Source organism: Nocardia sp. NPDC005978 (genome assembly GCF_040614455.1).
Taxonomy (GTDB): domain Bacteria; phylum Actinomycetota; class Actinomycetes; order Mycobacteriales; family Mycobacteriaceae; genus Nocardia.
Genome location: NZ_JBEXUS010000076.1, coordinates 1 through 10,681 on the forward strand (window position 1 = coordinate 1; position 10,681 = coordinate 10,681).

Here is a 10,681-nt window from a genome sequence, read left to right on the forward strand (position 1 = left end):
CCCGGTGATGATCACCGGGGGCGCGGGACGATCGGCAGCGGGCTCAGAGCCAGGTGTCGAGCGTGGTATTCGTCAGGAAGTGCTCCAGGTCGGCGCGCCACGGCGCGGGGACCGTCTTGTCCGGCTCGATGGCCGTGTACTGCCCGCGGTAGAACAGCAGCGGACGCCCGGAATCGGTGGACTCCGAGAGCGCCTGCACGCGGCCGATCACGATGTAGTGATCGCCGCCGTCCACCACCCGGTCGACGACGCACTCGATGGTGGCGAGCGCGTCGTCCAGGACCGGGAGCTCCAGTTCCGAAGTGCGCCAGCCGACCCCGGCGAACTTGTCGGGCTCGCGAGAGCCGAAGCGGGCGCAGACCGGCTGCTGCTCCTCGGCCAGGATGTTGACGCAGAACTTGCCGCTGGCCTCGATGGCCGCCCAGGACTTGGAACCCTTGGTGGGGCAGAACAGGACCAGGGGCGGTTCGAGGGAGAGGGCGGCGAACGATTGGCAGGCGAAGCCGATCGGCGCACCGTCCTCGCCGAAGGTGGTGATGACGGTGATACCGGTGCAGAACTGGCCCAGCACATTTCGGAACTGCCGCGGATCGATGCCCGGCTGTTCGTCGGTCGTGGTCATTGGTTCGTCGCCCTCTTCGTTCGCGCTACTTGAATCCGACGGTGAAGTCGTGACCCCACAGGCTGACCGCCGTGGACTCCCGGGCTATCCACGAGTAATCGTCGACTTCCAATCCCTCGCAGCCGAATTCGATGTCGAATCCGCCCGGCGTCTTCATGTAGAACGACAGCATCTTGTCGTTGATATGGCGACCGAGGGTGGCCGACATCTTGACCTTCTTGCGGTTGGCCCGGTCCAGGCACAGCCCGACATCGTCGGAGTTCTCCACCTCGACCATGAGGTGCACGATGCCGGTCGGGTTCGGCAGCGGCAGGAACGCCAGCGCGTGATGGCGCGGGTTGCAGCCGTAGAACCGCAGCCACGCCGGATCGCCGTCGGCGGGGCGTCCCACCATCTGCGGGGGCAGCCGCATCGAGTCACGCAGGCGGAAGCCCAGGACGTCCTGGTAGAACGCCTGTGCGGCCGCGTCGTCGGTGCAGGTGAGCACCACGTGGCCCAGGCCCTGCTCGGCGGTCACGAACTTGTGGCCGTACGGGCTCACGAAGCGGCGGCCCAGGTACTGCATGCCGTAGAACGCCTCGAGCACGTTGCCGGCGGGATCCGAGAACCGGATCATGCCCTCGACGCGACGCTCGGCGAGCTCTTCCTTACTGCCCTCGACGAAGCTCACGTCGTGCTTGGCGAGAGTTTCCCGAAGTCGTTGCAGCGCGGGCCCGTCGGTGACCTCCCAGCCCGACACGAGCAGCCGGTCGCTCTCGTGCGGCACGATGACCAGGCGCGCCGGGAAATCGTCCATCCGCAGGTAGAGGGCGTCGGGATCGGGCCCGGTGCCCTCCATCATGCCGAGCACCTTGAGCCCGTAGTCGCGCCAGGCCGCCATGTCGGTGGCGCCGATGCGCATGTATCCGAGAGCTCGAATACCCATGGTCACTTCTCCTTGACGCCGAGCAGGAAGTCGGTTGCCAGGCGGTTGAATTCGTCGAACTTCTCGAGCTGCGCCCAGTGCCCGCAGCCGCCGAACACGTGCAGCTGCACGCGCGGCACCATCTTCAGCGCGATGAGCGCGCCGTCGATCGGGTTCACCCTGTCCTCGCGGCCCCAGACCATGAGCACGGGCTGACGCAGCTTGTAGGCGTCGCGCCAGATCATGCCCTTCTGGAAGTCCGCGCCCGCGAAGGACTTGCCCATCGCGCGGGTGGCCTCGAGGGACTCGGGCAGCGACGCCGAGGCGAAGCGCTCCTCGATCAGCTCGGGGGTGATGAGCTTCTGGTCGAACACCATGATCCGCAGGAACGCCTCGAGGTTCTCGCGGGTCGGCTGGTAGTTGAACTTGCTCAGCAGCTTGACGCCCTCGGTGGGGTCCGGCGCGAACAGGTTGGTGGACAACCCGCCGGGGCCCATGAGCACGAGCTTGCCGGCGCGGTCCGGGTAGTCCAGCGCGAACCGGGTCGCCGCGCCGCCGCCGAGCGAATTGCCCAGCAGGTGAACGCGATCGGTGATCCCCAGGGTGTCCAGCAGGTCCTTGAGCGCGGACGAGCTGTGCACGAAGTACTGCGGATGATCGACCGGCTTGTCGGACAGCCCGAAGCCGGGCTGATCCACCGCGAGCACGTGGAATTCGCGTGCCAGCACCGGGATGTTCCTGGCGAAATTGGACCACGACGACGCGCCGGGGCCGCCGCCGTGCAGCAGCACGATGGTGGGGCCGTTGCCGACGCCCGCCTCGTGGTAGTGCAGCTTCAGGTCCGGGCGGACCTGGGCGTACTTCGAGGTGGACTCGAAGGTGATCTCCTCGACAGTGGTCATGGGCTAGACCATCGTGTCGGTGATCGGGAGCCCGAACGCGTGGGTGCCGTACATGACGTAGGCGCGCTCGGCGTCGTTGGCGGCATGCACGCGGCCGGCGTGCGCGTCACGCCAGAAGCGCTGCAGCGGAGTGCCGTTGGCCAGTGCGGTGGCGCCCGAAGCCTCGAAGAGCTTGTCGATCGAGGCCACGGCCCGGCCGGTGGCGCGGACCTGGTCGCGGCGGGCGCGGGCGCGCACGTCGAACGGCACGTCCTCACCGGCGACCAACAGCGCGTACTCGTCGGCCACGTTGCCCGAGAGCTGACGCCAGGCGGCGTCGATGTCGCTGGCGGCCTCGGCGATGCGGACCTTGCCGAACGGGTCGTCCTTGGCGGCCTCGCCGGCGTAGGCCGCGCGCAGGCGCTTGCCCTGGTGCTCCACGTGCGCCTCGTACGCGCCGTAGGCCATGCCGACGATCGGCGCGGAGATGGTGGTGGGATGGATGGTGCCCCACGGCATCTTGTACACCGGATCGGTGTTCAGCTCGAGGCCCGGGGACTTCAGCTCGCCCATGGCGCGGAAGCTCAGGAAGCGGTGCTTGGGCACGAAGACGTTCTCCACCACGATGGTGTTGGAGCCGGTGCCGCGCAGGCCGACCACGTTCCACACATCGTTGATGGTGTACTCGCTGCGGGGGATGAGGAAGCTGCCGAAGTCGACCGGCTTGCCGTTCTTGATGACCGGACCGCCGACGACGACCCAGTCCGCGTGGCCCGAGCCCGACGACCAGGCCCAGGAACCGTTCACGGTGTAGCCGCTGCCGTCCTCGGTCACCAGGCCCGCACCCATGGGCGCGTAGGAGGAGGAGATGCGGACGTCGGTGTTCTCGCCCCACACCTCTTCCTGCGCGCGCTGGTCGAACAGGGCCAGGTGCCAGTTGTGCACGCCGATGATGCCGGCGACCCACCCGGTGGAACCGCACGCGCTGGCGATCTTGCGGACGGTGTCGTAGAAGACGACCGGGTCCGCGGCGTAGCCACCCCACTGGCGCGGCTGCAGCAGCTTGAAGAAGCCGGCCTGCTGGAGTTCCTTGATGGACTCCTCGGGAATCTGCCGCAGGTCCTCGGCTTGCTGGGCCCGCTCGCGGAGAGTGGGCAGCAGTGCCTCGACCCGCTCAACTACTTCTTGCGTCATCGCGCCAGTTGCTCCTGCCTGGGTAATCGGGCGGTTCTCGTTTGTCTCTGAGACTAGAACACGTTCTTATTTATGTCGAGAACAGAGGCCGCCGCCCGGACCGATCCGGGCGCGGCGTGCCTCACAAGGACTTTTGTCCGTTGTTTGGGCGGACAGCTGGCGTGAAGCGCCGCTGTTTTGTAACGTGTTCTAGTACTTCCAGAGGAGGATGACAATGTCGACAACCCCGCCGGGTCCCCGTGGGAAGGTTCGCGAAATCGACGTGGGTGCCATGCCCACCCGGTACGCCCGGGGCTGGCATTGCCTGGGTCTCGCGAAAACCTTCCGTGATGGCAAGCCGCACTCGGTCAGCGCCTTCGGGACCAAGCTGGTCGTATTCATGGACAGCAAGGGCGATCTGAAGATCCTGGACGGCTACTGCCGGCATCTGGGTGGCGATCTTTCCATGGGCGAGGTCAAGGGCGATTCCATCGCGTGCCCGTTCCACGATTGGCGCTGGGGCGGCGACGGCAAGTGCACCGGAATCCCGTACGCGCGGCGCGTTCCGCCGTTGGCGCGCACGCGGTCCTGGCACACGCTCGAGCGCAACGGGCAGCTGTTCGTCTGGCACGACCACGAGGGCAGCAAGCCCACCGACGAGGTCACCATCCCGTACATCGACGGGCCGTTCAAGGACGCCGAGGGCAACCAGCTCGAGGAGCTGTCCGGCGAGTGGACGGACTGGACCTGGAACTCGTTGCTGATCGAGGGCGCCAACTGCCGCGAGATCATCGACAACGTCGTGGACATGGCTCACTTCTTCTACATCCACTACGCGTACCCGACGTATTTCAAGAACGTGTTGGAGGGCCATATCGCCACCCAATACCTCGAGACGAAGGGGCGTCCGGACAAGGGCGCGGCGGCCGAGGCGGGCATCGACACGCTGCTCAAGTCCGAAGCCTCGTACTTCGGGCCGTCGTACATGGTCAACCCGCTGCTGAACATCTACAGCGGCTTCGAGGTCAAGACCGTGCTGATCAACTGCCACTACCCGGTCACGCAGAATTCGTTCGTGCTGCAGTGGGGCGTCGCGTTGCAGAAGCCCAAGGGTCTGCCCGACGACCAGGCGGAGAGCTTCGCCCGCAAGATGACCGACGGCGTCAGCGAGGGCTTCCTGCAGGACGTCGAGATCTGGAAGCACAAGTCCAAGATCGACAACCCGCTGCTCACCGAGGAAGACGGCCCGGTGTACCAGCTGCGCCGTTGGTACGACCAGTTCTACGTCGACGTCGCCGACGTGGATCCGAAGTCGACGCAGCGCTTCGAGTTCGAGGTCGATACCACCAAGGCCAATGAAGCCTGGGCCATCGAGGTCGAGGAGAATATGGCCAAGAAGCGCGAAGCCAAGGAGGCTGCCGAGGCCGCCGACGCCGCGGGCGCTGAGACCTCGCAGGAGGCGAACGTCTGATGACCACCTGGGCGAAGGCACCCGATTTCGCGGACCGTCCCGAGCGGCAAGCGCAGGTGCGCGCCCAGACGGTCATCGACAAAGCGCACTACATGGAGTCCGGGCTGACGCCGATCGCGTGCCAGTCCTGCGGGACCGAAGTCATGGTTCGCAAGCACAGCTCGAACCAGAAGACGGTGCAGTGGACGGTCAACCCGGCCGATCACTGCCCGGTCTTTCGCAAGATGGCCGAAGCCGGGCCGATCTTCGGCAAGCCGGACTCCTGCCCGAACCTCGAGAAGACCATCGACCACGCGGTCGCGGAGGGTCTGCTCGAAATAGACGACTAGAACCGGCGCGAGCCGGCGCGGTCGGAACCCGGAACGGCGACACCGCTCACCAAGGCATGTTCGCCGTCCACCGGGCGGGCGGATCGGCACACCCATCGGGTGCCACCGCCCGGGGCTCGAAGCCCCTGCTGGACATCGGGATCGAGGATGATCTCCCCACCCCCGATGTCGGCAGTAGGCCCGCACTCGTACGTCACAGTTCCGCGATGCTCCACGTGATGCCGTGCGGCACGAGGGAATTCAGAAACTCCGCGGGGTCGAAGGCCTCGGCCGGCGCCAGCGCGCCCGGCCGGATCCCGCCCGCCGCCAGTCGTATCGCGACCTCGACCGCCATGATCGCCGAATCCCGGTAGGAATCCACGCCGTCGACCAGTCCGCGCACGCCCGCGCCATCGGCGCCGTGCGCGTCGACGATCATGTAATAGCGCAGATCGGCGTCCGGCGCCTCCGGCATGGAATCCAGTGCCGCGTCGGTGAATCCGCTCAGATGGGCGTTGATGGAAGCCGCCACCGCACCCGCGACGTAGGCCACCTCCGAATGTCGCGGGATGGTCAGCACCGAGGACTGCGGGAACTTCACCACCGGGGTCGGCGCGGTGTCCCCGGGGAAGGTCAGCTCCGGGTGCTTGGTCGCCACGCTCGTCCGGAGCACGCCGTCCTCGTAGTGGTAGCCGCCGCCGATGAACCAATCCCGGCTCGCCAGCACGGTTTTGGCGCTGCCCTTGGAGCCGTTGCCGCCGCTGCGGCTGAGATGGCTCAGCACCAGCTCGGCCGGGCCCTGCACCCGGCGGGCGACCAGGTGGCCCAGGAGATCGCCGGTCAGGTTGTTGTCGGTGATGCCGGGCAGCAGCGTGACGCCCGCGGCTTCGGCTGCCGCGCCGTGGTTTTCGAAGACGCGCTGCAGGAACAGCTGCTCGCCCGAGGTGTCGGTGTAGTGCGCGCCCGCGGCGACGGCCGCGGCCACCACGGCCGCGCCGGTCTCCACGAAGGCGGACAGCGCGCTGATCACGACGTCCGCGCCGGTGAACGCGGCCACCAGGGCCGCGTGATCGTTCAGGTCGGCGATGCGGATCTCGGCGTCCGGCAGGCCCGCCGCGGCGGCGGCCGCCCGCAGCCGGTCGGCGTTGCGGCCGACCAGGATCGGGGTCGAGCCCAGCGCGCGAATCCGGTCGAGGATGTACCCGGCGGTGTGGCCGGTCGCGCCGTAGAGGGCGATCGTGGCGGGCCCGCGGGGCGCGGTGGGCGCACCGCCCGGGGAAGTGGCGGGGGTGGCTGCACCGCTGGGGGTCGTGGCGGAGGTGCCCGCCCCGCCCTGGGTGGTGGACGTGGTGGCTGCCGTGGTGGTGGAAGGGGTGGCTGCCGGGGTGACGCTGGTCGATGTCATGTTCTCGAGATTATTGAGCGAATATGAGCATTTGAATGGCTGTATTGCTCGCTTTGATATCCGATTCGCTCAGATGCCGAGTGTGGAAGTCATGTCACCCGCGCGCTAGTCTGGCGGCGTGGACATCCTCAGCGAGACCATCGCGGCCATTCGCACCGCCAATCCCACCTCGGGGATGTTCGTCCGGCACGCGCCGTGGGGGCGCAGCTATCCGATCGTGCCGGGCACGGGATTCCATGTGGTGCTGCAGGGTTCGTGCTGGGTGCTGACCCCGGCGGGAGAGTCGATCGCGCTCGGAGCCGGGGACGTGCTGCTCATGCCGCGCGGTGCGGATCATCTGCTGGCCGACGATCCGGGCACGCCCATCACCGAGATCGCCCGGCCGGGGGAGCCGCGCGAAATCGCCGGCCCGGGGCAGCGGACGGCGCTGCTGTGCGGCGCCTACGCGCTGGGCGGGCGGCGCGGTCATCCCATGCTGGACGAGCTTCCCGAGTTCATTCACCTGCCCGCGCGGCCCGGCCGGCATCCGGCGCTGCGCTCGGCGGTCGATCTGCTCGCCGGGGAGCTGGCCGAGCCGCGGCCCGGGTCGGACGCCGTGGTGCCCGCACTGCTGGACACCCTGCTGCTGTTCGCGCTGCGCGCCTGGTTCGACGAGCAGGCGGCGGCCCGCGCGGCGGGCTGGGCGGGCGCGTTCACCGACCCGGCGGTGGCCATGACGCTGCGGGCGATTCATGAAGCGCCCGAAAAGAACTGGACGGTACCTGAACTCAGCGAGCTGGCCGGGGTGTCACGGGCGACCCTGGCGCGACGCTTCACCGCCACGGTCGGTGAGCCACCGCTGGCGTACGTCACCCGCTGGCGCATGCTCACCGCCGCGCGCCTGCTGCGGGAAACCGATACGCCGTTGGCCGGAATTGCCCGAAAAGTCGGATATCAATCGGAATTCGCGTTCGCGAAAGCCTTCAAACGCGAGTACTCCCTCGCGCCCGGACAGTATCGGCGTGCGATCGACGCCCCGGATGTCATTGCGGTGTAAGGCTTCTCGAATCACAGTGGATGTGCGCGCGAAAAGCGCTCTACCCTGGTCAAGATGACGGATTGGCGAAGGCGCACGGGGCCGATCGGGGTCCTCACCGGAGCGGGTATCTCTACCGATTCCGGAATTCCGGATTTCCGTGGTCCGCGCGGGGTCTGGAAGTCCGATCCCATTGCCGAACTGCTGTCGACGTATCAGAACTACGTGGCCGACCCCGAACTGCGCGTGCGTTCCTGGCGGGCCCGTCGCGACAATCCCGCCTGGGCGGCCCGGCCCAACTCCGCGCACGACGCACTGGTCCGGCTCGCCGGGGCGGGGCGCGAGGTCGGCATCATCACCCAGAACATCGATCGGCTACACCAGCGCGCCGGGTCCGAATCGGTGGTCGAGATCCACGGCAACATGTTCGACGTGGTCTGCGTCGACTGCGAGTTCACGGCCACCATGCGCGCCACCCTGGACCGTGTCGCGGCCGGGGAGCCGGACCCGCCCTGCCCGGACTGCGGGGGCATCCTCAAGGCCGACATCATCATGTTCGGCCAGCAACTGGACCCCGAGGCCATCCGCGCGGCGATCGAGATCGCCGAGGGCAGTGCCATCTTCCTGGCCATCGGCACCTCGCTCCAGGTCGAGCCTGCGGCGTCGGTCTGCGCGCTCGCGGTGGACGCGGGCGCGGATCTGATCATCGTCAACGCCGAGCCCACGCCCTACGACGCGTACGCCGCCGAACTGGTGCGCGAACCCATCGGGGCGGCGCTGCCGCGGCTGGTCGAGGAATTGCTCGCGGCCTGATCCAGGGCCGGCGCAACTGTTCCGGTGCGCTCGAAGGGAGGTGTCGTGCGGGAAAAACCGGTCGGGAGACCGGTGGTGGTCGATCGTCAGCGCGTGTGAATCGAGGTCGTCGTGAATCTGTCGAGGCGTCAGCTCTTGCAAGCCGGTGGGGGTGTGGGATTCGCGGCGATGCTCGCCGCGTGCGGTTCCGGTGACGATGGGCCGGTGGTGGTCTCGGGCCCGCCGCAGCCGGGCGGCACCCTGCGTGTCGGCGCGCTCGGCCGGCCGGGCGCGATCAGCCGGGATCCGCACGGCACCCAGGCCAACGAGAGCGACTACCTGATTCTCAGCCTGCGCTACGACACCCTGACCGTGCCGGGCGGGCAGGTGCTGACCAAGGCGCGCCTGGCCACCGCGTGGCAGTCGTCGGCGGATCTGCGGACCTGGCGCTTCACCATCGCGCCCGGTGCGAAATTCCATGACGGGAAACCGGTTACCGCCGACGACGTGGTGTTCTCGCTACGCCGATTACGCGACATGCCCGCGGGGCCCTCGCGGCTGCCGGGCGTGCGCTCGGAGTCCATCACCGCGGACGGGCCCGGCACCGTGGTGCTCGTCTCGGATTACCCCAATGCCGAACTGCCGCTGTCGACCCGGCTGGCCACCTTCGTGGTACCCGCAGGGACGACCGACATCGAGAACGCGCCCGGGACCGGGCCTTTCGCGCTGGAGTGGTTCCGGGGCGGCAACGCGCGACTGGTGCGCAACCGCGAATGGTACGGCGGCGAGACGTATCTCGACGCGGTCGAGGTGAGCGTTTTCGAGAGCCCGCAGGCCATGGCGACGGCGCTGCTCGCCGGGCAGATCGACCTGGCATCGAACGCCGGAGCGGTGGCGGCGCGGACGGCACAGGGGCGCAAGGATATCCAGACGTTGCGGCGGACGGGCGATATGGCGATGCCGATCGTCATGCGGGCCGCTCCCGGCAGCCCGTACGCCGACGCGCGGGTGCGCGAGGCGCTGCGGCTGGCCGTGGACCGCCCGGCGATGGTCGCGCAGGCCCTGTCCGGGTACGGCGTGGTCGGCAACGATGTGCTCGGCACCGGTGATCCCGGCTTCGCCCGCGGGCTGCCGCAGCGCGTCCGCGACCTCGACCGGGCCAAAAAGCTGCTGGCCGAAGCCGGTTTCGACACCGGTAAGACCTATCGGCTGTCCACCACCGAGGACATTGCCGGACTGGCGGAGTCGGCGACCCTGTTCGCCACCCAGGTCCGCGAGGCGGGTGTGCGGATCGAGGTGGTCAAACAGGAGTCCGGGTCGTTCTGGGAGGACACCTGGCTCAAAGGCGACCTCTACACCACCTACTGGGGCACGAACGACTCGGTGCTGTTCCTGGCCGGCCGCATCATGCTCACCGACAGCAGTCGCAACGAGGCGGCCTGGCACGACCCGGAGTTCGACGCCGCCTACCAGCGCGCGGTCGGCGCGCCCGACCCCGCCGCTCGCGCCACGGCCCTCACCGATCTGCAACGCCTGCAATACGACCGCTCCGGCTACATAGTGTGGGGCGTCGCCGACGGCATAGACCTGGCCCACCGCCGAGTCCAGGCCCTGCCCACCCTCCCCGGCTTCGGCCGCGTCCAGCTCGAGCGAACATGGCTGGCCCGCTGAGTTCCGGGGGTGCGGGGTCGAACGGCCGTGTTCGGGAGGTCTTGAGCGGCAAACGCTTCGAGCACCGTCGCCGGCATCGGGACGGATCGCCGGAGCCGCTTCGTACCGGACGTACCGTGCCCGGTGGGACGATCTTCAGTGGTCGATCCGAACTCTGGTTCCGTGACGGCGCATTCGCTCGACTGCGCCGAAGCGAGCGCGGGTCCGGCCCGTACCCTCCGCGAGCAGGACTTTCGCCGCCGCCCACCGACCATGGTGGGCGAGTGTGGCGGCGACGCGCCGCGGGTGTGGTCGAGGCTCTCCTGTCCCGGGCGGCCACGGTTGTGTCCGCCGAGCGAGGTGCCGTAGACGTCAGGTGGCGCCGACAAGGCGCACCGGTCACTGATGTGTGCGGGATCGCGGCTACCGGCCAGGCGGCTGCCCGGGTCTCGCCGCAGTG

At 68.4% G+C, this 10,681-nt stretch carries 10 protein-coding genes; 5 read left to right on the plus strand and 5 right to left on the minus strand.

Going from position 1 to position 10,681, the window contains the following annotated elements:
- Nucleotides 1–43: 43 nt before the first annotated feature.
- Genes hsaB through hsaA form a run of 4 tightly spaced genes read right to left on the minus strand, consistent with a single transcriptional unit; the run spans nucleotide 44 to nucleotide 3,601 of the window.
- Nucleotides 44–622: a 3-hydroxy-9,10-secoandrosta-1,3,5(10)-triene-9,17-dione monooxygenase reductase subunit gene (gene hsaB / locus ABZ319_RS27960; RefSeq protein WP_354989476.1), complete on the minus strand. Its 579-nt coding sequence runs from the start codon at nucleotides 620–622 to the stop codon at nucleotides 44–46.
- Between the two features lie 25 nt (nucleotides 623–647).
- Nucleotides 648–1,547 (minus strand): iron-dependent extradiol dioxygenase HsaC, encoded by a 900-nt coding sequence (gene hsaC / locus ABZ319_RS27965; RefSeq protein ID WP_354989477.1) that lies wholly within the window; start codon nucleotides 1,545–1,547, stop codon nucleotides 648–650.
- Nucleotides 1,548–1,549: 2 nt separating this feature from the next.
- Complete coding sequence (gene hsaD, locus ABZ319_RS27970; RefSeq protein ID WP_354989478.1) at nucleotides 1,550–2,428, minus strand: 4,5:9,10-diseco-3-hydroxy-5,9,17-trioxoandrosta-1(10),2-diene-4-oate hydrolase; 879 nt, start codon at nucleotides 2,426–2,428, stop codon at nucleotides 1,550–1,552.
- Nucleotides 2,429–2,431: 3 nt separating this feature from the next.
- Nucleotides 2,432–3,601: a 3-hydroxy-9,10-secoandrosta-1,3,5(10)-triene-9,17-dione monooxygenase oxygenase subunit gene (hsaA, locus tag ABZ319_RS27975; RefSeq protein ID WP_354989479.1), complete on the minus strand. Its 1,170-nt coding sequence runs from the start codon at nucleotides 3,599–3,601 to the stop codon at nucleotides 2,432–2,434.
- Between the two features lie 214 nt (nucleotides 3,602–3,815).
- Here hsaA and ABZ319_RS27980 point away from each other — a divergent pair, with 214 nt between their 5' ends.
- Together ABZ319_RS27980 and ABZ319_RS27985 are read left to right on the plus strand one after the other, a co-directional pair.
- The gene (locus ABZ319_RS27980) at nucleotides 3,816–5,051 is read left to right on the plus strand and encodes a Rieske 2Fe-2S domain-containing protein (RefSeq protein WP_354989480.1); all 1,236 of its coding nucleotides are present in this window, start codon (nucleotides 3,816–3,818) and stop codon (nucleotides 5,049–5,051) included.
- The gene (locus tag ABZ319_RS27985) at nucleotides 5,051–5,380 is read left to right on the plus strand and encodes a hypothetical protein (RefSeq protein ID WP_354989481.1); all 330 of its coding nucleotides are present in this window, start codon (nucleotides 5,051–5,053) and stop codon (nucleotides 5,378–5,380) included. The genes ABZ319_RS27980 and ABZ319_RS27985 overlap by 1 nt, the downstream gene beginning before the upstream one ends.
- Nucleotides 5,381–5,573: 193 nt before the next feature.
- Here ABZ319_RS27985 and ABZ319_RS27990 read toward each other — a convergent pair whose 3' ends face one another.
- Nucleotides 5,574–6,764, minus strand: a complete 1,191-nt coding sequence (locus ABZ319_RS27990) for a saccharopine dehydrogenase NADP-binding domain-containing protein (protein ID WP_354989482.1) — start codon at nucleotides 6,762–6,764, stop codon at nucleotides 5,574–5,576.
- 118 nt (nucleotides 6,765–6,882) lie between these two features.
- On the opposite strand from ABZ319_RS27990, the gene ABZ319_RS27995 reads away from it, so the two are divergent.
- From ABZ319_RS27995 to ABZ319_RS28005, 3 genes are all read left to right on the plus strand, one after another.
- Nucleotides 6,883–7,800: an AraC family transcriptional regulator gene (locus ABZ319_RS27995; protein WP_354989483.1), complete on the plus strand. Its 918-nt coding sequence runs from the start codon at nucleotides 6,883–6,885 to the stop codon at nucleotides 7,798–7,800.
- A 54-nt stretch (nucleotides 7,801–7,854) separates the two neighbouring features.
- On the plus strand, nucleotides 7,855–8,592 hold the full coding sequence (locus ABZ319_RS28000) for a Sir2 family NAD-dependent protein deacetylase (RefSeq protein WP_354989484.1): 738 nt from the start codon (nucleotides 7,855–7,857) through the stop codon (nucleotides 8,590–8,592).
- 153 nt (nucleotides 8,593–8,745) lie between these two features.
- On the plus strand, nucleotides 8,746–10,242 hold the full coding sequence (locus ABZ319_RS28005) for an ABC transporter substrate-binding protein (RefSeq protein ID WP_354989485.1): 1,497 nt from the start codon (nucleotides 8,746–8,748) through the stop codon (nucleotides 10,240–10,242).
- Nucleotides 10,243–10,681: the final 439 nt, after the last annotated feature.